24 protein-coding genes are annotated in these 24708 nt (G+C 64.1%); 12 read left to right on the top strand and 12 right to left on the bottom strand.

Annotated elements, in window-relative coordinates:
• From GSQ89_RS31620 to GSQ89_RS31590, 7 genes are all read left to right on the top strand, one after another.
• Positions 1-1149, top strand: a 1149-nt coding sequence (locus tag GSQ89_RS31620) for a hypothetical protein (RefSeq protein ID WP_216856508.1), incomplete at its 5' end; no start/stop codon positions are given.
• Between the two features lie 9 nt (positions 1150-1158).
• A complete protein-coding gene (locus GSQ89_RS31615) occupies positions 1159-2127 on the top strand; it encodes an XrtA/PEP-CTERM system-associated ATPase (protein ID WP_158932095.1) in 969 nt (322 codons plus the stop codon).
• Positions 2124-2981, top strand: coding sequence for an XrtA system polysaccharide deacetylase (locus GSQ89_RS31610; protein WP_158932094.1), 858 nt, complete (start codon positions 2124-2126; stop codon positions 2979-2981). The genes GSQ89_RS31615 and GSQ89_RS31610 overlap by 4 nt, the downstream gene beginning before the upstream one ends.
• A 5-nt stretch (positions 2982-2986) precedes the next feature.
• Complete coding sequence (locus GSQ89_RS31605) at positions 2987-4021, top strand: FemAB family XrtA/PEP-CTERM system-associated protein (RefSeq protein WP_158932093.1); 1035 nt, start codon at positions 2987-2989, stop codon at positions 4019-4021.
• Between the two features lie 79 nt (positions 4022-4100).
• Entirely contained in the window at positions 4101-5627 is a 1527-nt protein-coding gene (gene xrtA / locus GSQ89_RS31600) for an exosortase A (protein ID WP_158932092.1), read from the top strand.
• A 188-nt stretch (positions 5628-5815) separates the two neighbouring features.
• Positions 5816-6730 (top strand): fatty acid desaturase, encoded by a 915-nt coding sequence (locus tag GSQ89_RS31595; RefSeq protein ID WP_158932091.1) that lies wholly within the window; start codon positions 5816-5818, stop codon positions 6728-6730.
• On the top strand, positions 6727-7470 hold the full coding sequence (locus tag GSQ89_RS31590) for an aspartate/glutamate racemase family protein (protein ID WP_158932090.1): 744 nt from the start codon (positions 6727-6729) through the stop codon (positions 7468-7470). Before GSQ89_RS31595 ends, GSQ89_RS31590 begins: the two co-directional genes overlap by 4 nt.
• Positions 7471-7476: 6 nt before the next feature.
• Here GSQ89_RS31590 and GSQ89_RS31585 read toward each other — a convergent pair whose 3' ends face one another.
• The 7 genes from GSQ89_RS31585 to GSQ89_RS31555 all read right to left on the bottom strand — a co-directional run bounded on the left by GSQ89_RS31585 (position 7477) and on the right by GSQ89_RS31555 (position 14147).
• Entirely contained in the window at positions 7477-9135 is a 1659-nt protein-coding gene (locus GSQ89_RS31585) for an NTP transferase domain-containing protein (protein WP_158932089.1), read from the bottom strand.
• Complete coding sequence (locus tag GSQ89_RS31580; protein ID WP_158932088.1) at positions 9132-9830, bottom strand: XdhC family protein; 699 nt, start codon at positions 9828-9830, stop codon at positions 9132-9134. The genes GSQ89_RS31585 and GSQ89_RS31580 overlap by 4 nt, the downstream gene beginning before the upstream one ends.
• Positions 9831-10054: 224 nt before the next feature.
• Positions 10055-10327 (bottom strand): hypothetical protein, encoded by a 273-nt coding sequence (locus tag GSQ89_RS31575; protein WP_158932087.1) that lies wholly within the window; start codon positions 10325-10327, stop codon positions 10055-10057.
• Positions 10328-10347: 20 nt separating this feature from the next.
• On the bottom strand, positions 10348-10536 hold the full coding sequence (locus GSQ89_RS31570; RefSeq protein ID WP_158932086.1) for a hypothetical protein: 189 nt from the start codon (positions 10534-10536) through the stop codon (positions 10348-10350).
• 45 nt (positions 10537-10581) lie between these two features.
• The gene (locus tag GSQ89_RS31565; protein WP_158932085.1) at positions 10582-11910 is read right to left on the bottom strand and encodes an MFS transporter; all 1329 of its coding nucleotides are present in this window, start codon (positions 11908-11910) and stop codon (positions 10582-10584) included.
• Between the two features lie 28 nt (positions 11911-11938).
• Complete coding sequence (locus tag GSQ89_RS31560; RefSeq protein WP_158932084.1) at positions 11939-12982, bottom strand: methionine synthase; 1044 nt, start codon at positions 12980-12982, stop codon at positions 11939-11941.
• Positions 12983-13109: 127 nt separating this feature from the next.
• On the bottom strand, positions 13110-14147 hold the full coding sequence (locus GSQ89_RS31555) for a GlxA family transcriptional regulator (RefSeq protein WP_254073453.1): 1038 nt from the start codon (positions 14145-14147) through the stop codon (positions 13110-13112).
• Between the two features lie 76 nt (positions 14148-14223).
• Here GSQ89_RS31555 and GSQ89_RS31550 point away from each other — a divergent pair, with 76 nt between their 5' ends.
• On the top strand, positions 14224-15045 hold the full coding sequence (locus tag GSQ89_RS31550; RefSeq protein ID WP_158932083.1) for an alpha/beta fold hydrolase: 822 nt from the start codon (positions 14224-14226) through the stop codon (positions 15043-15045).
• A 225-nt stretch (positions 15046-15270) separates the two neighbouring features.
• Here the strand turns inward: GSQ89_RS31550 and GSQ89_RS31545 are convergent, their stop codons facing one another.
• Genes GSQ89_RS31545 through GSQ89_RS31525 form a run of 5 tightly spaced genes read right to left on the bottom strand, consistent with a single transcriptional unit; the run spans position 15271 to position 20532 of the window.
• Positions 15271-15591, bottom strand: a complete 321-nt coding sequence (locus GSQ89_RS31545; RefSeq protein WP_158932082.1) for an XdhC family protein — start codon at positions 15589-15591, stop codon at positions 15271-15273.
• The gene (locus tag GSQ89_RS31540) at positions 15588-16784 is read right to left on the bottom strand and encodes a VWA domain-containing protein (RefSeq protein WP_158932081.1); all 1197 of its coding nucleotides are present in this window, start codon (positions 16782-16784) and stop codon (positions 15588-15590) included. The genes GSQ89_RS31545 and GSQ89_RS31540 overlap by 4 nt, the downstream gene beginning before the upstream one ends.
• Before the next feature lie 54 nt (positions 16785-16838).
• A complete protein-coding gene (locus GSQ89_RS31535; RefSeq protein WP_216856507.1) occupies positions 16839-17792 on the bottom strand; it encodes an NADP-dependent oxidoreductase in 954 nt (317 codons plus the stop codon).
• 35 nt (positions 17793-17827) lie between these two features.
• Positions 17828-19384 carry an MDR family MFS transporter gene (locus tag GSQ89_RS31530; protein WP_158932079.1) on the bottom strand — a complete coding sequence of 519 codons (1557 nt, stop codon included), beginning with the start codon at positions 19382-19384 and terminating at the stop codon, positions 17828-17830.
• 17 nt (positions 19385-19401) lie between these two features.
• A complete protein-coding gene (locus GSQ89_RS31525; RefSeq protein WP_158932078.1) occupies positions 19402-20532 on the bottom strand; it encodes an HlyD family secretion protein in 1131 nt (376 codons plus the stop codon).
• Positions 20533-20673: 141 nt separating this feature from the next.
• Here GSQ89_RS31525 and GSQ89_RS31520 point away from each other — a divergent pair, with 141 nt between their 5' ends.
• The 4 genes from GSQ89_RS31520 to GSQ89_RS31505 form a co-directional block, all read left to right on the top strand.
• The gene (locus tag GSQ89_RS31520; protein WP_158932077.1) at positions 20674-21618 is read left to right on the top strand and encodes a LysR family transcriptional regulator; all 945 of its coding nucleotides are present in this window, start codon (positions 20674-20676) and stop codon (positions 21616-21618) included.
• 114 nt (positions 21619-21732) lie between these two features.
• Positions 21733-22620: a xanthine dehydrogenase family protein subunit M gene (locus GSQ89_RS31515; RefSeq protein WP_158932076.1), complete on the top strand. Its 888-nt coding sequence runs from the start codon at positions 21733-21735 to the stop codon at positions 22618-22620.
• A gap of 1 nt (position 22621) precedes the next feature.
• Entirely contained in the window at positions 22622-23107 is a 486-nt protein-coding gene (locus GSQ89_RS31510) for a (2Fe-2S)-binding protein (RefSeq protein WP_158932075.1), read from the top strand.
• Positions 23104-24708 (top strand): xanthine dehydrogenase family protein molybdopterin-binding subunit (locus GSQ89_RS31505; RefSeq protein WP_216856506.1); only part of this gene is annotated, 1605 nt, incomplete at its 3' end. The genes GSQ89_RS31510 and GSQ89_RS31505, both read left to right, overlap by 4 nt.

Raw genomic sequence — 24708 nt, 5'->3', positions numbered from 1 at the left:
CAAACCACCAATATCGGGGTCTCGCCTTACCTGCTGCACAAATTCGGCGACTTCGGCACCGGCAAGCTGGGTGTTTCCGCCAGTGAAACGCAGTACACCACCTCCACGGGATTCGCGGTGTCGCCCTTCCCGACCGGCGGCGGCCAGGGGGCGAACCAGTTTACCACCGAGCAGATCGCCCAATTCACGACTGGCGAGTTTCTCGAGAAATTCTCAGACGCGATCTCAATCGACCTGACCCAGATGACATCGAGCGAGAACAGCGTGATCAACGCGGTGGGCAATGCTACGGCCATCCCCACCACCACCTTCAGTTCCCGGCGCGACACGGCTCAGGACCAACTGAACTATGCCGCAAATCGCTGGGCCACGGTTTTCGGAGCGCTCGGCTACGAAAGTATCTCCTATTCGCAAACCCTGGCACAAAAAATCGATGACATGACATGGAGCGTCGGTACCACGCTGACCCCTAACCCCGATAGCAACCTGACCATCAGCTACGGCCATCAGAACGGCTCTAACTCGATCCAGGCCTCGGCCCATTACGAGCTTACCGCCCGTACCACTATTTCGGGCAGCTACGCCCAGACCTTGGGCACTGAACTCCAGCAACTCGAAAGCCAGGTCCAATTCGGTATCCTTGGCCCGAATGGACAGTTCATCAACGGCGCGAACGGTCAGCCGCTGATCTTTAATATTCCCGTATTGAACAATGTGCAGGCAGTCTATCGCTTCAATACGTTCTCGATGAACGTACAGACGACACTGGACCGAGACACGCTGTCGCTCGCCCTGATTCTCGGCAACCAGACGACCACGGGCGGAATACCGTCGTCAGCCACGTTCGATACGGTCACAGCGGACTGGCGACATTCGTTGCGGCCTGATCTGGCTCTGGAATCGTCGATAACCTATTCGACGCAGACCCAAACCGGGGGGCAGCAATGCTTCGGCACGCTGCTGTCCCTGTGCGGGGGGCCGAACATCGGCGACAGCACCTCATATCTGGCCACCTCGGTCCTGACCTACACGCTGAACGATAGCCTGAGCACGCATGTGCGGTTTTCGTTTTATGATAGGATGTCCCCTCTGGTAATCGATCGCTTCTACCAGAGCCTGCTTCTCGTCGGCTTCACCAAAACCTTTTGATCGCAGATCGTGTTCGACAAGTTCTATAACCTCACCGGCCTGCCGTTCCTGCTGACACCCGATACCCGGTTCTTCTTCGGATCGGCCGGGCACAGCCGAGCGATCGCGCACTTGGTGTACGGGCTGTCGCAGCAGGAAGGCTTCATAGTCATCACCGGCGAGGTGGGGGCGGGCAAGACCACTCTGACCGAACAACTGTGGTCGCAGCTCGATCGCAACACCTATGTCGTCGCGCGCGTGGTCACGACCCAGGTGTCGGGCGACGATCTGCTGCGGCTGGCGATGGCGAATTTCGGATTGGGGGACACGCCGGGCACGGACAAATCCACGTTGCTGCGCCGGTTCGAGCATATGGTGCGCGACCAGCGCAAACAGGGCCGGCGATGCCTGCTGGTGATCGATGAAGTGCAGAACCTGTCGCTGGCGGCGATGGAGGAACTGCGCATGTTGTCCAACATCACCGTCGACGGCAGGGCGTCGGTGCAGACCATTCTGCTGGGCCAGCCGCAGTTTCGTCCCATCCTGGCCAGCAAGGACTGGGAGCAGCTTCGCCAGCGGGTGCTCGCGTCCTATCATCTGGGCCCGCTGACCGCCGAGGAAACCCGGGGCTACATCCAACATCGCTTGCGCACTGTCGACTGGCACGACGATCCGGTCTGGGACGATGCGGCATTCGCCGCCGTGCATCACAACACCGGCGGCATTCCGCGGCGGATCAACACCCTCTGTTCGCGCGTGCTGCTGTTCGGCGCGCTGGAGGAAACCCACACCATCACCGGCACCATGGTCGATGGTACAGCCGAGGAATTGAACCGCGACCTGGGTGCGGGTCTGGAACCGGCCCCGCGGCCGATATCCGAAGACCGCGACGATTTGGTACGCCGGATCGAGGCCCTGGAACGCCGGGCCTTCCGGCAGGAGCAGGTGTTCAACCGGGTGCTGGACCTGCTGGAAAGCAACGCGGCGGGGCGGGTATGACCGGTGTCCGCAACGCCATGACCGTGGATGTGGAGGACTATTTCCAGGTCCAGGCTTTTGCCCATTGTATCGACCGCAAAGACTGGGATGCATTTCCCCGCCGGGTCGACCTGAACACCAACCGCATCCTGGACCAGTTCGCCACCCATGGCGTGAAGGCGACGTTCTTCACCCTCGGCTGGGTGGCGGAACGGTTTCCCGCCTTGATTCGCCGCATCGTCGCGGACGGACATGAACTCGCCAGCCATGGCTGGGATCACACAAGGGTCGATTCCCAGAAGCCGGAAGCATTTCGAGCCGATATTTGCCGCACCAAGGCGCTGCTGGAGGACACCGGTGGCGTGCAGGTGGCCGGCTATCGCGCGGCGACGTTCTCGATCGGCGCACGCACTCTGTGGGCGTTCCCAATCCTGCGGCAGGAAGGCTACCTTTACAGTTCCAGCATCAACCCGATCCGTCACGACCTGTACGGCATGCCCGACGCCTCGCGCGTGCCGTTCCACCCGGATGCAGACGGTGTCCTGGAAATCCCCATGACCACCGTCCGCCTGATGGGCCGCAACTGGCCTTGCTCGGGCGGCGGCTACTTCCGGCTGTTGCCGACGATGCTCTACCGAACGGGGTTGCGGCGGGTAAACCGTCACGATGGCCAGCCGGCTATCTTCTACTTCCATCCATGGGAAATCGACGCCGCGCAACCGCGCATTCCGAACGCCGGCTGGAAATCTAGGTTGCGGCATTACACCAACCTGGCGCGCATGTCGGGCGATCTCGACGACCTGTTGCATGATTTCGCCTGGGATCGCATGGATCGCGTCTACGCGCCGGTTCTCGCCGAAGCCGAGGCGGTCTGACCCCGATGGTCAACGTCCATCCGTTGGATGCCGCCAGCGAAGCCGCCTGGGATCGTTTCGTGGAGGCAATGCCGGCCGGCACGTTCTTTCACCGGGCGGGCTGGGCGAAGGTGATCCAGGCGGCATTTGGCCACGCTACCCACTATTGCTTTACCGAACGCGACGGCAGCGTCACCGGCGTGCTGCCGCTCGCCCGGGTCAAGACACTGCTGTTCGGTGACACGCTGATCTCCAATCCGTTCTGTGTCTATGGCGGGCCGCTGGCTGCCGACGCCGAAAGCGAGGCGGCGCTGGTCGCGCATGCCGAAAGCCTGCTGGCGCGAACCGGTGCCGCCGCGCTGGAATTCCGCCATCTGGGTTCGGTGCAGGCGGCGGACGGCTGGATCGAGCGGCCGGACCTCTACGTGACGTTCCGCAAGCCGATCGAGGCCGATCACGACCGCAACATGAAGGCGATCCCCCGCAAGCAGCGCGCCATGGTGCGGAAGGGCATCCAGAACGGACTGTTGTCCACCGCCGACCGCGACGTGGCCACGCTGCATCGGATCTACGCGGAAAGCGTGCGCAATCTGGGCACTCCGGTGTTCTCCCGCCGCTATTTCCAGATCCTGATGGACGTGTTCGGGGATGCGGCCGATATCGTCACGATCCGCGACCAGGCGGCGCCGATCGCCTCGGTGATGAACTTCTATTTCCGTGATGAGGTGCTGCCATACTACGGCGGCGGTTCGGCGGCGGCGCGCGGGCGGGCCGGCAACGATTTCCTGTACTGGGAGACGATGCGGCGCGCGGCCGATCGCGGCGCCCGCCTGTTCGACTTCGGCCGCAGCAAGCTGGGCACCGGATCGTTCGCATTCAAGCACAACTGGGGCTTCGAGCCGGAAAAGCTGCACTACCGGTTCCGTTTGAAACCAGGCGGGTCGATCCCCGACCATAATCCGCTGAACCCGAAATACCGGATGTTCATCGCGGCCTGGAAACGCCTGCCATTGCCGGTGGCGAACGTTCTCGGCCCGTTCATTGTGCGTGGGGTGGGTTAGCGATGTCCCGCAACCGTATTAAGGTCCGAACGATAATCTGCCCCCGCCCAACCGAAAGCCGCTGCTTATGAACGCGCCCATGCTGGCCGATCCCCCCGCGGCCGTGACCTCCCCGGAATGGCGCCGCGTGGTTCTGGCTATCGGTCTGGGCCTGCTGCTGCTGGGGGCGCTGTTCAATCCGGAGATTACCGCCGCTGTCCGTACCTGGGACACGTCGACCGCCTACAACCATTGTTTCCTGGTCATTCCGATCGCGCTCTATTTGCTGTGGGACCGCCGTTTCGATCTCGTCGGCATCGCGCCGCGTCCGACGCCGGTCGTGCTGCTGCTTGGGTTGCCGCTGGCGTTGGTTTGGCTGGTGGCGGAGCGGTTGGGTATCATGGAGGGGCGGCAGCTTCTCGCCATCAGCTTCGTCGAGCTGCTGTTTCTGGCCGTCCTGGGCAAGCGACTGTGGTGGGCTATGGCCGGGCCGCTGCTGTATTTGTACTTTCTCGTGCCGTTCGGGGATTTCCTGACGCCCAGACTACAGGATTTCACCACCTGGTTTATCCAGCACGGGCTGAATGTACTGGGTATTCCCGCCTACATCGACGGCTACGTCATCGAAATTCCGCAAGGGTCCTTCTTCGTGGCCGAGGCATGTGCCGGGCTGCGCTTTCTGATCGCCTCCATAGCCTTCGGCTGCCTTTATGCGCTGATGATGTACCGCAGCCCGGTGCGGCGCGGCGTGTTCATCCTGGTCTCCATCATCGTGCCGATCATCGCGAATGGCTTCCGTGGCCTCGGCATCGTCTATCTGGGTTACCTGCTGAACAGTGCCGAAGCCGCGGCGGCCGATCACATCATCTATGGCTGGCTGTTCTTCTCGTTCGTTATCCTGGTGCTGATCGCGTTGGGATTGCCGTTCCGGCAGGATCATATCTCGACCCGGTCGGCGACACCCGCCAGCGAGCCAGCGAGGGTGCCATTCTCGATGCGCGGGATGCTGGCCGTGGCGTTGGGAGCGGTCGTCGTGGCGGCGATCAGCCCGACGGTGGCTGCGGGACTGACGATGGCGACAGCGAACCCGCCGGCCGGACCGTCCGCCATCAACATGGGGCCGGGTTGCGAGGTAAGCCGTGTGGGTTTGTCGGTGACCGGCCGGACGCGTGTCCACACCCAGCACGTCGTTTGCGGCGATGTGGCGATGGACATGAGTTGGGAAGTGTTTTCACCCCATACCACCGCCGGGCCGCTGATGTCCGGGCGACGGCGGCTCGTGTTGCGGGCCGAGACCGAGGATCTGCGGGAGAAGTGGCTGCGGTGGCCGGACGGAACGCCAAGTGCTTGGCAGATCATGAGTTCCGACGATCCGGAGTTCACCATCGCCGTGTCGATATGGGCCGGCGGCAAGCCGGTTCGGCCGGGTCTGGCAATGCGCGCCACGATGGCGATGGACAGCCTGGTCGGATCGGCCTTCACGCCGATTGTGGTGACCATGACGCCGTCGGTGGACTGGACAACGCTGAAACCAATCGACCGCAAGGATACGGAGGCCAGTTTGCCGGCGTTCCTGCTCCGCCACCGTGATCTGGACCAGACGATCGGTGCGCTGTCCGCCAGGTAGATGCGTCGTCGTGCTGCCCGTACGGTAAATTCGTGATGGCACGCTGTCCGCAAGCTTGTGATGGTACGTTGTCCGCAAACTTGCGATGGCGCGCTGTCCGCGCGACAGACGCGTGATGGCGCGGCATTTGCGCGCTGGGACGGCAACCCCGGATCGACTATGGTGGCCGGCCGAGCAGGAGGCGACAAATGTCCGGACTCTCCGATCGTGTGCTGAGCCATCAGGAACTGCGTGCCCTGCAAGGCCGCTCCAACCTGCGTGGCGGCATGCGGCTGACCATCCATCTGGTGCTGCTGATCGGGGCAGGGTGGCTTGTCGCGATGTCATCCGGCTGGGTGGTGCTGCCGGCGATGTTCTTGCTGGGGGTGATGCAGGTCACGCTGTTCGCGCCGGCGCATGAAACGATGCACCAGACCGCGTTCGCGTCGCGGCGCGCCAATGCAATCGTCGGATGGCTGACGTCCTGCCCATCTCTGCTGAACTGGCATTTCTACACTGCCTATCATCTGGCGCATCACCGGCACGCGCAGGAGCCGGGATTGGACCCGGAACTGGGCACGGCTTCTCCGGCCTCTCTGACCGGCTACATTGTTCGCGTGCTGGGCATGCCATACTGGACGCTTCGGCTGCGAGTCGCTGCGGATTGCTGGCGTGGCGACCTGAGTGCCTATACCTACATCTCGGTCGCGGCGGCGCCGAAAATCATTCGCGGCGGCCGGGCGATGACGGTCCTGATGATCGGCGGTTCGGTCATCGCCGCCACGCTGTGCGGCTGGGCCACGCCGTTCTTGTTCTGGATCGGTCCGCAACTGCTGGGGCAGCCGCCGCTGCGCGCCTATCTGCTGGCCGAACACACCGGTTGCACGCAGGATCGGAACGGCTTGACCAATACCCGCACCACGCTGACCATCGCCCCGGTGCGGCTGCTGATGTGGGATATGCCGTATCATGCGGAACATCATTTGTTTCCGTCGATCCCATTCCATCGGCTGGCCGACGCACACGCGCTGATCCGCCAGAAGCTGGGGTTCGTTCAACCTGGTTACCTGCGTTGGAATTGGGGCTTCGTCCGGTCGCTGATCCGAGGGGCATCGCGCGCATGAAAATCCTGTTCGCCAACCCCAACACCACGGTCGCGGTCACCGACCGGATCGCCGCCGTGGCGCGCGCCGCCGTCAGCCCCGGCACCGAAATCATCGCGGTGACCGCCCGCCACGGCGTCCCCTACATCGCAACCCGAGCGGAAGCGGTGATCGGTGCGGCGCAGACGCTGGATCTGCTGGCGGACCACGCAACGGGATGTGACGTGGCGGTAGTGGCGGCGTTCGCCGATCCCGGTGTCGGCGGGGCGCGCGAACTGCTGTCCATCCCGGTGATCGGCATGGCCGAGGCGGCAATGCTGACCGCTTGCATGCTGGGGCGCCGTTTCTCCATCGTGACGTTCGCGACCGCGATGGAGCCGTGGTACCGCGAATGCGTCGACTACAACGGTTTGTCCGGCCGGCTGGCCAGCATCCGCTGTGTCACTGGCACCTTCCGCGACATCAATACCGTGCAGGAGGAGATGCGCGACGCGCTGATCGACGCCTGCCGCCAAGCGGTGGAGCAGGACGAAGCGGACGTCGTGATCCTGGGCGGCGCGCCGTTGGCCGGGTTGGCCGGAAAGATGGCCGATCGCGTGCCGGTGCCACTGGTCGACGGCGTGGCGGCGGCCGCTCGGCAGGCGGAAGTGCTGGCGTCGTTGCACCCACGGAAGGCGACGGCGGGCAGCTTCCGGCGGCCCGATCCGAAGCCGATCACGGGCGTATCGGCGGCGTTGAAGCAATTGTTTTCGCGGCAGTGACCGGTTCTACCCAACCCCCTCCGGCCGCATACCCTTCGGCAGCGTTGCTAGAGATTCTGTCGTGTCGAAATCCCGCAGCACGGCGTCGTCCGCCATCTCCACTTCGCAAACAAACTCCGCGTGCTTGCCCACCAAAAACCGAGCACCGGAATCGCCGCTGATCCCAAGGATTTCGGGGAAGAAACGGCGATCCCAAAGCATCGGGTTGCCCTGCTTGCCGCGGAAGGTCGGCAGCACGATCAGGCGGCCCTCGGTCGGGTCGTACATCGACAGCAGGCGGTCGATCATCCGGCCGGTGACCAGCGGCATATCGCCCAGGCACACCACGGCAGCGGCGCATTCCGGCGGCACCGCGGCAATTCCGGTTTTCAGGCTGGCCGACAAGCCGTCCCCGTAATCCTCCGCGTGGACATAGCGCACCGGCCGGCCACCGACGGCCTGCTCGACCTGCTCCGCCTGATGACCGGTCACCACCAGGATCGGCCTCGCATTCGACGACAGCACGTTGTCGACCACACGCGCGATCATGGTCTTGCCGGCCTTGTCCTGCACCAGCAGCTTGTTGTGCGGCGCCATTCGCCGAGACCGTCCGGCCCCCAGAACCACAGCGGCAATCGTCGGCGCACTGCGCGGAGCGGCACCGGAACGCGGCGTCGCAGGGGCTTTTTCACGCGGCATCGGGCGGGTTTCCATTTCCTTCAACAGGCCGCCGACACCCATCCGCATCACGTCGCGCCCGGTGACGGGAATGCCGGCGAACAGGCGGGTCAGCACGAAATCGATACCGTTCAGGCTGGGGCTGCGCGCGCACCCGGGCAGCACCAACGCCGGTCGCTCACCGATGCGGCCCAGGCAGATCAGGTTGCCGGGATCGACCGGCATGCCGAAATGAAGGATCTCGCCGCCGGCGCGCACGATCCCCGCCGGACCCACATCGCGCCGGTCCACCACGGCTGACGCACCGATCACCAGCAGCAGATCCGCGCCCAGTGCCACCAGGCCCTCCAGCGCTTTGCCGATCTCATCCTCCTGATGCGGGCAGCGCACAGGCGGCAGCAACATGCCGGTCAGCGCGGTAATCCTGGCATCGGTGATCGCGATGGTCTTGTCGGTGACGCTGTCTTTCAGGCCCGGCAATTGGCTGACCACCAGGCCGACCTTCAGATGGCGAAACGGATGCAGCGCCAGCGGACTGCCGGCCTGCCTGGCGAGCGCCTCGGCGACCGACAGCACGTTGCCAGGCACCGAGAACGGAATGATCTTGATGGTGGCCACCAGGTCCTTCGGCGCCACCACGGCGTAATCGGGCAGAGTGCCGATGGTCAGCGCCTCATCGATCGTGTTCAGCCGGTCGACGCGCGCAGTGTCGACGCGCAGCAGTCCAGGGACCTCGGCCACCAGGTTGACGCGCCCGGTGGCAGCCCGAGACCGGCCGATCAGCGGTGACAGCAGCGGCGTCGCAAGGCGGTCCGCGGCGATATCCTCCGGCACGTCGCCGGGTTCCAAACGAGCGCAGATCACCTCCACCCGGCCGAGGCCGCGCAACGCCTCGATCGCCGCCTCATCCAGCAGCGATCCCTTGCGGATCATCCGGTCACCGACCCTCTGGCTGTGCGCCATGATGGCGCCCTTCGCCTCGTCGAGCGGCGTAGAGCCGAATTTCATAGACCGGGTTTGGGCGGCAGGGGGGCGTTGCGCCGGACGCCAACGATCTCGGCGATGATCGACAAAGCGATTTCAGGCGCAGTGACGGCCTCGATGTTCAGCCCGACCGGGCCGCGGATGCGCGACAGTGCGTTGTCCTGGTGCCCCAGTTCACGCAGGCGCTTCAGCCGAGCCGCATGCGTCCGGCGAGACCCCAGCGCGCCAATATAAAACGCCTGCGATTTCAGCGCTCGATCCAACGCCGGATCGTCCAGCTTCGGATCATGCGTCAAGGTGACGACGGCGGTTCGGCTGTCGGGGGCGAACTTGTCCAGCGCCTCATCCGGCCAGTCGGTGGAGATGACGGTGTCGGGAAACCGCTCATCCGACGCGAAGGATCGGCGAGGGTCGACAACGGTGACCGAGAAGCCGCACGGGGCGGCGAACGGCACCAAGGCTTGCGCGATGTGGACGGCACCGACGACGATCAGTCGCAGCGGCGGGTTGTAGGCGTGCAGGAAGTAGTCGGCGTCGCCGATCTTCACCGTATCGCTCTCGTCCCGGTCCAGCGCTCGGGCGGCGGCGTCGTTCAGGCTGGCCGGCGCCTCGGGGTCAGGCAGTAGCCGCTGCTCACCCGACGGCAGTTGGGTGGCGAGCACCACGGGGCGCTTGTCCCGTTTTGCCTGTTCCAGGGCGGCGAGGATTTCGGGGGTCATGGGCGTGTATCCTTGGTTCGAGCCACTGGTGAACACGGATCGACGCGGGTAGCCAGATGCCGCTGGACCGATCGTGGTTCGGGCCGCTTATCCGTGTTCATCCGTACGCATCCGTGGTTCCAAAGTTCTTGCGGCCGGCAGGGGCATGTGTCGGCCGATCGTTGGTCTGTCTGATCCTACGGGCTTGGCGTACGATTTGTCCAAAAGCGCGCGCAGCAGCGTTTCTACATGCGATTAGGAATGTTCGCCGTTTCGTAGAACACGGCCACGATCAAAAGTGGTGCCTTGGTTCGATAGGCAACCCAATAGCGGGCCGCCTTGATCCACGCGCGGCCCGGCCGGGCAAGTTGCGGATAGGGGCGTGGTGCCGGCAATCCGACTTCGGGGCGTTCGGCGATGAGTCGCTCTGCTGCCTCCAGCGCGGCATTGAGAGCGGCGGTTGCCTCTGGTCGCTCGCGCCCTTCGTAATGCCGGCGGAGATAGGTGACCTGCTGCACGGCTCTCGGTGTGTAGCCGATCAACGGCGCGCGGCGGCCTTGTCCTTTCGAGCATCGGCCTTGGCTTCCATCCGAGCAATGCTATCGAGTAGCCCCTGCCGGACGACCTCACCCGGCACGGACAGGCCGGCCTCGGCTTCGGCCTCGCTCTCGGCAAGAACCTCAAGCCATCCGGCTGGGGCGGCAACGGGATCCGGTGCGTCGTTCATACAGTCAAAATCGGCCTTCCGGGCGGGGAATGCAAGGGCGTCCGGTTAACCGTCCGCGATACGGGACCGCGTCTGTCCCATCAAACCCGCTGCAACCGCGCTGACCACGCACGCGAGGGCAACGTAGCCCGCCAGATACCACGGCTGGTTGCCGTTCCAGGTCACCAGCAGTGTCGCCAGGATCGGCAGCGGCGCCAGGAAGACGATCGCGCCCACCTGGTAGACGATCGATACGCCGGTATAGCGCACGGGCGTGGCGAACAACTCGCACAGCATCGCCGCCTCGGGGCCGTAGATCGGCGCCCACAGCACGCCCACCGCCAGCACGATGGCGATCGCGGCGAGCGCCGGACTGCCCGAACTCAGCATCCAGAACAACGGGAATGCCGCGGCGCCATGCACCAGCGAGGACAGGGCGAACAGTCGCCGCCGCCCAACGCGGTCGGACCACGCGGCGGCCAAGGGTGTCGTGACCACCAGCACCAGGCCCGCCGCCGTCACCGCACCCAGGACCAGCGTGCGCGGTATACCGACGATCGCGGTCAGGTAGGACAGCATGTAGAGCGAGTAGATGGTAAAGACCGCACCCTCACCCATACGGGCCAGCCAGCCCAGCAGAATGTGGCGCCAATCGTCGCGCACCACGTCCAGCAGCGGCAGCTTCCGGACGCGATAATTGGCGCGGAGGCGGGTGAACTCGGGGGTTTCGACCAGCGTCAGGCGGATGAACAGTCCGACGCCCAGCAGCACGATGCTGACCAGGAAGGCGCAGCGCCAGCCCCATGCCATGAACTGTTCATTCGACAGCGCCGACGACAGCAGGGTGATCGCCCCGGTGCTGAGGCAAAGACCCAGCGCGAAGCCGATCTGGGGGAAGGACGCGTAGAAGCCGCGTTGTTCGGGCGGAGCGTACTCGTAGGCCATCAGCACGGCGCCGCCCCATTCGCCGCCCATGGCGAAACCCTGGATCAGACGCAGCGCGATCACCGCCAGCGGTGCGGCGATGCCGATGGCGGCATAGGTCGGCACCAACCCGATCAGGAACGTCGCCACGCCCATCATCGACAAGGTCAGCACCAGCAGCGGCTTGCGGCCGATGCGGTCCCCGAAATGACCGAAGAAAGCACCGCCGATCGGCCGCGTGACGAAGCCCACCGCGAAGGTCGCATAGGCGAGCAGCAGAGACACCACCGCATCGTTGGCCGGGAAGAACAGTTTGTTGAAGATCAGACCGGCCAGGGACGTGTACAGGATGAAGTCGTACCACTCGATGGTGGTGCCGATCAGGCTGGCGAAGGCGATCAGCCGGATCGCGCGCAGGCGTTCCGGTTCGGAGCGCGGTGTTGCGCCGGCGGTCGTGGCATCGTTGGCCATCGTTTCCTCCCCTGAATGCGGGTTTTCGTTACATGGTCGCGTTTACCAGGGCGGCGCCTTCCGCCAGTGCGCGCAGCTTGCCCGCGGCGGCCTGCCGGGACAGCGGCATCATGCCGCAGTCGGTGCAGGCGAACAGATGGCCGGGATCGGTGTATTTCAGCGCCGCGTGGAGACGTCCGGCGACGGTTTCGGCCGTCTCAACGGTGTCGTTGCCAACGTCAACGACACCCAGCAGCACATCCTTGCCGCGCAGGGCTTCGATGACGGAGACATCGACGCCGCTGGCCGCGGTTTCAATCGAAACCTGATCGATCGACGACTTCGCCAGCAGAGGCAGCGTCGCGTCGTAGTGGGTCCAGTCGGTGTTTGCGGTTTTCCAGCGCTTCACGTCTTCCGTGCCATATCCGTAACATATATGTACCGCTTTCGTCACGGTCACGCCCTGGGTGGCCCGTTCCAGGGCGGCCATGCCCCAGTCCTTCACCTTGTCGACGTAAACGTTGAACGCCGGCTCATCGAACTGGATCACCGAGGCACCGGCCTGCTGCAATGCCAGCGCCTCCTGATTCAGCAGTTCGGCGAAACGAAAGGCGAGCTGTTCCTCCGACCGGCCGCCGATGGTGTCGATCAGGCTGTCGACGATGGTCATCGGGCCGGGCAGGGTGACCTTGATCGGCTTTCCGGTCATCGCCCGCGTCGCGCGCATCGCGTCGGCGAAGATCGGGCCGCGCCATTCGGGCTGGGCAACCAACCGGGCGGCCGAAATCTCCTTATGGTAACGGCCGCCGCGCTGCATGCGCTTGCCAAGGTTGACCGTGTCGATGCCCTCGAGACCTTCGTAAAAGCCCCAAATATAATGGCGCCGGCGTTGTTCGCCGTCAGTCACCACATCCAACCCGGCCTTTTCCTGGTCTGCGACCCAGACGCGCACTGCATCTTCCTTGCCTTCGTTCAGGGCTGAGCCGGACAGCCGCCAGTTGGCGAACATCTCGCCCGGTCCGCACAGCCACGACGGCTTCGGTAGGCTGCCGACGATGGTGGCTCGGACGTGGTTGCCGGATGGATTGGTCATTGGCGGCCTCCTCGTGATTGGTCTTGGGGTGAGCTTCCCATGGGGCAAAGTGTCGGGCAATCGGAGCCTGGTATCCTGCCAGGTACGCTAAAGGCGTGTCCCGCGCCAAAGCGAATGCCTCGCACCCCTAGTCACTGACATCAGGACGCTGTCCTTTCACGGCGAACCGCCTGCGATAGTCGGCAGGTGCCAACCCCACGACCTTGTGGAACACTTTCCGAAATGACCGAGGGTCTTCATATCCGACCGCCCAGGCGATCTGATCGATAGGATGGCTGGTGAACTCCAGCATTTCTCGCGCCTTCCCGACTTTGAGGCGCTGATTGTACTGGGTCGGATTCAGTTTTGTGGCCTTCTGGAAGCGCCGAAGGAACGTTCGCTCCTCAAGTCCGCTGATTGATGCCATCTCCGAGATATTGGGCTGCTTTGTTACTTCCGTTTGAAGCCAGTGTTGCACCCGCAGAACAGCCGTATCTCCATGCTGCAATCTCGGTGCAAAATTGCTGTAGTAGCTTTGTTCGCGACCGGGTGGGTCAGCCAACATATATTTTGCCGTCTCCAGCATAATGGTCGAGCCAAGATACCGATCGACAAGCCTCAAACCGAGATCGGTCCAGGCGAGCACACCCCCCGCGGTGATGAAATTCCCATCCTCGATGGTGATCTGCTTTTCATCGACGTGAACGTCCGGGAAGCACTCCGCCAACTTTTGCGTCAGCGTCCAGTGTGTGGTCACCGTCCGTCCCGCGAGCAAGCCGCTTTCCGCCAGCACAAATGCGCCCGCACAGACGGAGCAAAGGGTCGTACCAGCCGCATGGCACTCAACAAGCCACTTCACCATGCAACGGATGACATCGGGAGACGGTTGGCCTTGCCAACTGCCGGGAACGATAACGGCCACCGGAGAGCCGGTAAGCTGTGGGTGGGTATCGAACGCACGGTCGACCGTGTCAGTCTTTACATCAGGCTGCCAATGACTGACGCGGAACATCGGCGCGTTTGCGCCAATCCGCTCCCGGGCGATGGTGCTTGCAACGTTGAACAGGTCCGTAAGCCCATGAACCGTTGCCGAAGCAGCGTCTGGGTAAAGAAGCAGACCGATCTCCGGCGGCAGGTCCCAAATCGCCATCGTCAGTTTTGGCCCGAACATTGTCAGTTTCGCCAATCAGCATGGTCGCACGATTTAGCTACCGTTCCAACCGCGAGGCGCTAAGCTCATATTCTTGAAAGGAATCGATAATATGCCAACGGTCACCACAAAGGACGGCACGGAAATCTTCTACAAAGACTGGGGCACAGGCGAACCGATTTTCTTTCATCACGGTTGGCCGCTGTCGGCCGACGACTGGGACGCCCAGATGATGTTCTTCCTGGGCAAGGGCTATCGCGTGATCGCGCACGATCGGCGTGGCCATGGCCGCTCAACCCAGACGGCTTCCGGCCACGATATGGATACCTACGCGGACGATGCCTTCGAGGTTGTCAAAAAGCTCGATCTCAAGGATGCCGTGCATATCGGCCATTCGACGGGTGGCGGCGAAGTCACGCGTTATGTCGCCAGGCATGGCAAGGGCCGCGTCAAAACGGCCGTTCTCATCAGTGCTATTCCGCCGTTGTTCATGAAGACGGAAAAGAACCCCGATGGCGTTCCTCGGGAGGTCGTCGACGGCATTCGCGACGGCACGGCAAATCATCGCTCTCAGTTTTACAAAGACATCACGATGCCGTTCTACGGCTTCAATCGGCCCGGTGCGGCGATTTCCGAAGGAATCCGCGAAAACTGGTGGCGCCAGGGAATGATGGGAAGCATCCAGGCGCAGTATGAATGCATCCGGGTTTTGTCCGAGACCGAGTTCTACGATGATCTGGCGGCGATCGACATCCCGGTCTTGGTGATGCACGGGGAAGACGACCAGATTTGCCCATTCCCTACGACGGGCGCCAGGTCCGTCAAGCTCTTGAAGCAGGGGACGCTCAAGTCCTACCCCGGCTTGCCGCATGGTATGCCGACGACGCACGCGGACCAGATCAACGCCGATCTACTAGCTTTCATCCGCTCCTAAACGCGTCACAAAGTACCTGACGGCTGCGAGGAGGACTTTCATCCTCCTCCGGCCGGGCGGATGCATTACGTCACTCCGGCATCCTACGAGGCCCCGGGTACGAGCGACGAGCGTCCATTCCAATATCCGGTGTGGGCGCTCTCAAATGGCAGCGCCCGGCGGTTGATAGGAGTGACCCGCTCGTAGTCGCCCTCGCGGCCAGTCAAAATCCCCGCACAGAGGGTGCTAATTCAACCGCTCCACAAAGACCTTGACCTTCCCCCCACAAGCCAGCCCAACCTCCCAAGCCCGCTCGTGACTAACCCCGAAATCCAGCAACTGCGGCGTCCCGCTCTCGATCGTCTGCATCGCCGCGTCGGCAACCGCGCCCTCGATGCAGCCGCCCGACACCGAACCGGCCATCCGGCCCGACTTGGTCACTGCCATCTGGCTGCCGGCCGGCCGAGGCGAACTGCCCCACGTCTCGGTCACGGTGGCGACGGCAACCTGCTCGCCGGCGGCACGCCAGGCGGCGGCGGTGGACAGGACATCCTCGATTTCGCTCATAGGCGTGTTCCCTTCATGGAGGCAGGGCGGGATAGCAGATCGATCAAACTCCGCAGGCTGGCCAGGTTATGCACGGGTCGGAATTCATCGACATGCGGCAGCATCGCCCGAATGCCCTGTGATTTTGGCTCGAATCCGCTCCAGCGCAACAGGGGATTGAGCCATACCAGCCGTGTGCAGGACCGATGTAGCCGATCCATGTTCTCAGCCAGTCCGTGAGCGCCGTCGCGGTCCAGCCCATCGGTGATCAGCAGCACGACAGCGCCCTGGCCCAACACCCGCTTGGCCCATAGATGGTTGAAGCTGGCAACAGCCTCGCCGATCCGAGTGCCGCCGGACCAGTCCGGCACCGCGTGCGCGACCATCTGGAAGGCGACCTCGGGGTCGCGGGCGCGCAGTTGCCGGGTGACGTTGGATAGGCGGGTGCCGAACAGGAATACGTGGACCCGGTCGCGATCATTGGTCACCGCATGCAGGAAATGCATCAGGATCTGCGCATACCGTGCCATGGACCCCGAGATATCGCACAGCACGACCAACGGCGGCGGCCGAGTGACCCGGCGGTTGCGCGCGATCGAGAGAATCTCACCTCCCTGCCGCAGGCTGGCACGAATAGTGCGGCGCAGATCAGTGATCGGCCCATTGCTGTCCGGCCGCTTGCGTCGGGTCCTTCGTAAGTCCAGAGGCAGCACCAGCCGACGGATTTCGCGCTTGGCTTCGGCGATTTCCAGCGCGCCCATCGCCTCGAAATCCATGTGCTGCAGGCGTTCCTGCTCAGACACCGTCATCGTCATGTCGGTAACCGGCGGTTCGTCCTTCGGCTGGGACGGCTTGTCCTTCTTCGACGCAAATGCCTCCGCCACCCGCCGAGCCGCTGGCGGCGGCCGTTCGGCCTTCGGCGTCTTCTGCGCGTCCAGCAGCGCCATCGCCAAAGCCTGTTCGGCCGCGGACGGATCGCGCCAGAACAAGGCAAACGCCTGGTCGAACACGTCCTGATGCTCATGCCGATGGATCATCGCCGCCCGCAGCGCGGTGCGGGCCTGGGTTTTCGAGGCCAGATCGACCCGTGTCAGCGCATCCTGCGCCGCGATCGTCTCGGCCGGCCCGACCGGCAGCCCCGCTCGGCGCAGCAGCCGCGCGAAGTGCATGACGTTCGCGGCGAGGCGGGTCGGTTCCTGCTGACTCTCAATCATGCGCCGCAATGGAGACCGCCGGACGCCGAAGCACAAGGGCGCAAGTCCGCCCCCTCAATCCCCAATCCGCAGCACGATCTTCCCCCGGGGATGCGGCCGCGTCCCCTCCAGCATCGCGTGCGCCGAACGGGCGGCGGCCAACGGCAGCACCGCGCCGACGTCGGTGCGCAGGATCCCCTGCTGCAACATCTCGCCAATACGAACCAGGCGTTCGGTCGTCACGTCCACCAGGAAGAATCGAGCCGTCACACCATGCCGGGCGGCCAGCGCCTGATCCGGCAGCGAAACAGCGGACACCAGCACACCCCCACGCTTCAACGCAGAGAACGACCGCGCCTGGGTGTCGCCTCCCACCAGGTCGATCACCGCATCAACACCGTGCACGGCATCCTCGAACCGGCCCGCGCGATAGTCGATAACGGCGTGCGCCCCGAGGCCATGGACATAATCGAGATCCTTGGCCGAGGCAGTAGCGCACACGGTCAGCCTGGCCCAGCGGGCAAGCTGCACCGCATAGCCGCCGACATTGCCCGCCGCCCCGTGGATCAGCACGGTTTGCCCGCGGGTCAGCCCGGCTTCCCCGAACAAAGCCTGCCAGGCGGTCACCGCGACCACCGGTACCGACGCCGCATCGATATCGTCGATCCCCTCCGGCTTCAGTGCGATCATCCCCGCCCGGGCAACAGCGTAATCCGCCTGCGCACCGGTGAAGTTCGGGTTGGTGACACCGAACACAGCGTCGCCCGCGCGCAGGCCCGTCACGCCGGGACCGATCGCCGCCACAATGCCGGACAGATCCGACCCCAGGGTCAGCGGCAAGGGTTGGGGCAGGGCGCTCTTCCCGGATCGGATCCACGCATCCCATGGTCCGACCCCGGCGGCCCGCACCCGGACCAGGATCTCACCCGCCGCCGGCGCTGGCCGCTCAATATCGGCGAGGGTGATGACATCCGGCGGCCCGAAGCGATCGATCCGGCAGGCCTTCGTCGGCGGCACAGCGACCGTCACTGCCTCTGTCTCCTTCGGCAAAAGATGATGTCGCATCAATGTGCCCCCCCAGCTTGCAGATGGTCCGGTTTCTTCAGCAGCAGGGAGGCGATCAGAGCCACGATCAGCGCCACGCCCATCAGGTAGAACGTGTCGCTGAACGCCATGATGTCGGCCTGCTGACGCACCCGCAAGCCGATCGCCACGATCGCCCGGTGCGCCGCCTCGGCCTGGTCGGTCACGCCATGGGCCATGAAGTAGCCCGTCAGAGCGTCGATGCGATGCCGTGTCGCCTCGGCGAACAGGGAGACCGCGTTGCTCAGGATGTTGGAGTGGAATTGTTCCCGCTTGGTCAGGAAGGTCTGCAGGCCGGCGATGCCGATGGCGCCGCCCAGGTTGCGCATCATGTTGAACAAGGCCGAGGCCGATCCGGCGTTTTCCGCTTCGATCCCGGCGGTCGCCACCGCCGACAGCGGCGCGAATGCCAGGGCCTGGCCGAGGGCGCGCACCACGTTCGGCCACAGCAACTGATCGGCCGCGGTGTTGCCGTCCATGTGGATATTCATAAAGTTGCTGCCGGCGAACAAGGCGAAGCCGACACCAATCACCAGACGCGCATCGAACCGCTTCATCAGGCGCGGCACCAACGGGATCAGCACCAATTGCGGCAATCCGGTCCACGCCAGCACCATGCCGATCTGCTCCGAATTGTACCCCTGCACGCCCGACAGATACAGCGGCAGGATGAACACGGACCCGTAGAGCGCGATCCCAAGTAGGAAGTTGGCAACGACCCCGAAGCCGAAATTCCGCCGGCCGAGCAGTCGCAGGTTCAGGAGGGGTTTGCGGACGGTGAGTTCGATCCAGATGAACAGCGTCAGTGCGACCGCCGCGATGATCGAAAGGTGGAAGATGTAGGGTGAGCCGAACCAGTCGTCCTTGTTGCCGTCCTCCAACACCGTCTGCAGGGAGGATAGCCCGATCGCCATCGTGGCGATGCCCAGCCAGTCGCCTTCCTTCAGCAGCCCCAGGCGCATCGGCGCAGGTTCGAGGCTGAACCACAGCATGCCGACCATCAGCGCGCCGGGCACCAGGTTGACGTAGAAAATATACTGCCAGCCCAGGTTCTCGGTCAGGTAGCCGCCGATCGTCGGCCCGATCGCGGGCGCGAACGTCGCCGACAACGCGAACAGCGCCAGGCCGACCGGCTGCTTGGCCTTCGGCAGGAAGGTGATGATGATCGTAAACGCCAGCGGGATCAGCACGCCGCCGCTGAACCCCTGGATCGCCCGCAGCACGATCATCTGGTCGAGGTTACGCGCGAATGCACAAGCGCCGGAAAACACCAGGAACAGGATGGCATTGGTCAGCAGGTAGATCCGCAGCGAGAACACCCGCGCGAGCCACCCGGTCAGCGGGATAACGACGATCTCGGCGACCAGATACGCGGTGGAAATCCAGCCGCCGTCATCGACACCGGCACCGATTGCCCCCTGGATGTCGGCCAGCGAGGCATTGACGATCTGGATGTTCAGCACGGCCATGAATGCGCCCAGCGTGGCGCCTATCACCGCGATCCATGTCCGAACGCTGGAACCTGAATGCGTAGTCATGACGACTCTCCCTTGGGCTATTCGGTCCGGGTGGAAGACGGCTTGGTGTCGATCGTGGGTTCGACCGACATGCCGGACCGCAGCCGGCCGGACAGCGCCGGATCGTCGAACGTGATCTTCACCGGGATGCGCTGCACGATCTTGGTGAAATTGCCGGTCGCGTTGTCCGGCGGCAGCAGCGCGAATTCCAACCCGCTGGCCGGCGACAGGCTGTCCACGTGGCCCTTGATCGTCGCGTCCGGGAACCCGTCGACCTCGATCGACACCGGCTGGCCGGCGCGGACATGGGTCAACTGGGTTTCCTTGTAGTTGGCGACGATATAGGCAGCGCTGAGTGGCACCACCGCCATCAACTGGGTGCCCGAAGTCACGTATTGCCCAATCCGCAGCGTGCGGGCGCCAACGGTGCCGTCCACCGGCGCGGTGATCACCGTGTAGCCCAAATTCAGCTCCGCCTGGTGCCGTAGCGCTCGGCTGTGATCGGCCTGCGCGGCGGCCTGCTGGCGCGCGGTGGCCAGCACGCCGATCTTGCGCTCCGCCGCCGTCAACGCAGCCTCATCGCGCTGCACCTGCGCCGTGATCTCGTCCTGCGACGCCTGGCTGTGCTGGGCCTGCTGGATCGTGCCAGCTCCTGTCTGCTGCAGCGAGCGGTAGCGTCCGGCATCCTGCTGGGCGAACACAAGCGACGCCTGAGTTGCCGCCAGTTGCGCCTTCGCCTGGGCGATCGCGGCATCCTGCAGGCTGATCTGGGCGTCGAGGTTGCTCACGGCGAAATCTGCGGCGGCGACGTCGGCCGTCGCCTGGTCCAACGCCGTCCGGAAGTCGCGATCGTCGATGCGAGCCAGCACCTGGCCGGCTTTCACGGTCTGGTTGTCCGCCACCAGGACGGTCGAGATATAGCCCGAGACCTTCGGCGCGATCGTCGTGTAGTCGGCCTGCACATAGGCGTCGTCCGTGGACACCAGGAAACGCCCGGTCTCCCAGTACTGGTATCCATACCAGCCGGCGGCGGCCGTCCCGGCCAGCAGCAGCGCCGCCAGCGCCGAACGGCGTAGCACCCCGCGGCGTCCGGGCGGCGGCGAGCTTGAAACGCTGGACGCTGCCTCAGTGGTACCGACCAATGTCTCGGTGCGCGGCATTGCAACCATGATCGTCTCCTATCTCCGCGGGAATGCCGCCGCTTGGCGGCTCCGCTTTTCTGGACGCAAGATGATCTCTGGCGCTTTCCGTGATAATCGGGAAAGTACGGAAAGGATCATCAAGCAGGAGCGGATAATGCCGGACCTTCGATGGACCGCCTGACCAGCCTGACGGTGTTCGGCCGTGTCGTGGAAAGCGGTGGCTTTTCCGCCGCGGCCAGGCGGCTGAACATGTCCGTCACCATGGTCAGCAACCACGTCCAGGCGCTGGAGGACCGCCTCGGCGCCCGCCTGCTGAACCGTACCACCCGAAAGGTCAGCCTGACCGAGATCGGACGCGCGTACTATGAACGCTCATCCCGGATCCTGACCGAACTCGATGAGGCGGACCGGATCGCCAGCGCCCTGCACGCCACCCCGCGCGGCACACTGCGGCTGCACACCACCATGAGCATCGTGCGCTTCCTGCGGCCGGTGGTGGCGGAGTTCCTGACGCTCTACCCCGCCGTATCGATCGACCTGACGGTGGGTGAGCGCATGGTCGATGTCGTCGAGGACGGCTACGACCTGATCATACGCGCCGTTCCGCCGCCGGATTCCGGACTGGTGGTGCGCCAGTTGACGCCGTGGCGGCATATCCTGGGCTGTGCGCCGGCCTATCTGGAACAGTATCCGCCGCCGAAAACCCTGGCGGATATCGCGCACCACAATTGCCTGCAATTCGCCTTCTATCCGTTCGGCGACGAATGGCGGTTCGAAGATGCCGACGGCAAGCCCCTGTCGGTACGCGTGCGTGGCAATATCGTGACCAGCAGCGGTGAAATGCTGCGGCTTCTGGCGCTTGGCGGCCATGGCTTGTTCCTGGCGCCGATGTTCATGGTGGTCGACGATCTCGCCGCCGGGACGCTGGTGCCGATCCTGCCCCAATATCGCACCCCGGCATTCGCCATCAACGCGATCTATCCGCACCGGAACCATCTTTCCACCAAGGTCCGCAGCTTTATCGATCTTCTGGCGGATCGTTTCGCTGAGCACAGGAAGTGGATGAACCCCAATCCCGGCGACGGCTTCGGCGTGGCGGCCCTGGACCGCTGAGCGGCCGCGGAACACGCTCCCCCTCGACCATATGGGTTCTATCGCCTAACGTTGGTTCTGACCGTCCCGGAACCGCGACCGGGCGGAGGGAAACGCGTTAAATCGGGAGCAATGATGACAAATCTCAGCTATGCCGCACCCACTTCGGTGGATGATGCGGTCAAACTTTTAGCCGGTTCGTCCGGTCTCGCGAAGGTCCTTTCCGGGGGAACCGACCTTCTTGTGCAACTTCGGTCCGGCCGCCTGAAGCCGGAACTGATCGTCGATACCAAGAAAATTCCTGGCATTATCGGCATTCGCGAGGAAAACGGCGGTTTCGTCGTTGGCGCCGCGACCCCGGGCGCGGTGGTTGAAGCGCATGCCGGGATGACGGCCGCATGGCCGGGTCTGGTCGAGGCACTCGATCTGATCGGATCGACCCAGGTGCAGGGGCGCTGCTCGCTTGCGGGCAATCTCTGCAATGCATCGCCCGCGGCCGACAGTGTGCCGGCGCTGTTCGCCGCCGGCGCCATCGCCGTGGTCGTCGGCAGCAACGGCCGCCGCGAGGTACCGGTCGAACAGATCCCGACGGGTCCGGGCCGCACGTCCCTGGCCAAGGACGAGTTCATCCTGGAATTCAAGCTGCCGCGCCGTCCGGCTCGATCCAGCGACGCCTATCTGCGGTTCATTCCGCGGACCGAGATGGACATCGCCGTCGTCGGTTGCGGGATCAACGTGACGCTGGATGAAAAAGGCATCTGCACCGCCGCGCGTGTTGCACTGGGCGCTGTGGCCCCCACGGTACTGCTGGTGCAGGCGGCGGCCGACGTGTTGATCGGTCATTCGCTGGACGCCGATACCCTGGCGAAACTGGATGCCGCTGCCCAGGCCGCCGCCAAGCCGATCAGCGATAAGCGCGGAACGGTCGAATACCGCACCAAGATCGCCGGTGTGCTGGCCCGCCGGGTCGCCGCCATCGCGTTTGACCGTGCGCAAGGCATCAAGACTGGAAAGGTTCACTAAGATGGCAAAGACTTACGTATCCACGACCATCAATGGCGAAGCGGCGGAATTTCTGTGCGAGACGCAGCAGACCCTGCTGGACGTGCTGCGCGATGTGGTTGGGCTGACCGGCAGCAAGGAAGGCTGTGCGTCCGGCGACTGCGGGGCATGTTCGGTCATCCTCGACGGCCGGCTGGTGTGTTCCTGCCTGGTGCTGGGCGTCGAAACCGAAGGCAAGACGATCACCACGATCGAGGGCATCGCCAACGGCGACAAACTGCACCCGGTACAGCAGAAGTTTCTTGAGCACGCCGCCTTGCAATGCGGGTTCTGCACGCCCGGGCTGATCGTCGCCACCAAGGCGCTGCTGGATGAGAACCCCAACCCGACCGAGACCGAAGCGCGCTACTGGCTTGCCGGCAACCTGTGCCGCTGCACCGGCTACGACAAGGTAATACGAGCGGTGATGGACGCCGCCGCCGAACTGCGAGGGGAGACTGTCGGATGAACTATATCGATTCAGGTCTGAAAGTCGTTGGCACCCGTCCTATCCGCCCGGACGGGGTGGACAAGGTGACGGGACGCGCTGTGTTCGCGGCGGATACACGGGCGTCGGGAATGCTGTGGGGGAAGGTCCTGCGTTCCCCCCACGCCCATGCCCGTATCGTTTCCATCGATACCAGCAAGGCCGAGGCGCTGAAGGGTGTATTCGCGGTCGTAACGGCAGCGGATTTTCCGGATATCAAGTCGGAAGAAGCGTTCGTCGGCGAAGGGCCGATGAACTTCCGCGATCTGGCGCTGAACTGCATGGCCCGCACCAAGGTGCTTTATGAAGGCCACGCGCTGGGCGCCGTCGCGGCCTCGACGCAGGAAATCGCCGATCAGGCCTTGGCACTGATCGAGGTGAAGTACGAAGTGCTGCCGCACGTCATCGACGTGGAAGCGGCGATGGCACCGGACGCGCCGATCCTGCACGACGACATGTTCACCGCCGGCGTCGATCCGAAGCCGACCAAGCCGTCCAATGTCGCGAAGGTCGTGACCTTCAAGAAGGGCGACATCGAAGCCGGGTTCAAGGAAGCCGAAGTCATCGTCGAGGGCACCTACACCACCCAGCCGGTGCATCAGGCCTATATCGAGCCGCATGCCTGCCTGGCGACCTACGCGCCGGATGGTCAGGTGTCCATCCACAGCTCCAGCCAGGGCCATTTCATGGTCCGTGCCTATACCGCCAAGCTGCTGGGCATCAATCTGTCCAACATCCGGGTGAACCCGGCCGAGATCGGTGGTGGCTTCGGCGGCAAGACGCTGGTGTACTTGGAGCCGCTCGCCGTCATGCTGTCGAAGAAATCCGGCCGCACGGTGAAGATGCAGATGACACGGGAAGACGTGTTCAAGGCGTCCGGCCCGACCTCCGGTGCGTGGATGGAAGTGAAGATCGGCGCCATGAAGGACGGCACCATCGTCGCCGCCAAACAGGTGCTGAAGTACCAGGCCGGCGCGTTCGCCGGGTCGCCGATCGGACCGGGCTGCATGTGCGGCTTCGCTATGTATGACCTGCCGAATGTCGACGTGGTCGGTTACGACGTGGTCAGCAACCGCCCGAAGGTGGCGGCGTACCGGGCTCCCGGCGCACCGATCACCTCCTTCGCGGTGGAAAGCCTGATGGATGACCTGGCGATCAAGCTAGGCATCGATCCGCTGACCTTGCGGGAGAAGAACGCGGCGAAGAACGGTACGAAGACCCATTACGGGCCGACGCACCAGAACATCGGCTTCAACGCAGTGCTGGCCGCCGTCAAGTCGCATCCGCACTGGAAGTCACCGCTGAAGGAAGGGCAGGGGCGTGGCCTGGCCACCGGCTTCTGGTTCAACATCGGCGGCGAGTCGACGGCGCAGGTCCATGTCAACGAAGACGGATCGGTGACGGCTGCGTCCGGCAGCCCGGATATCGGTGGTTCGCGTGCGTCCATCGGCATGATGGTGGCCGAGGTGCTGGGCGTTCCGGCGACCACGGTCCGCACCATCGTGGCGGATACCGCGTCCATCGGTTTCACACATGTCACCGGCGGGTCGCGCGTCACCTTCGCTACCGGCATGGCCGCCACC

This window comes from Acidisphaera sp. S103, assembly GCF_009765975.1.
In the GTDB taxonomy this organism is placed as follows: Bacteria; Pseudomonadota; Alphaproteobacteria; order Acetobacterales; family Acetobacteraceae; genus Rhodopila.
The sequence above is the reverse complement of the archived record's forward strand: the minus strand, read 5'-3'. Positions and strand labels throughout refer to the sequence as shown.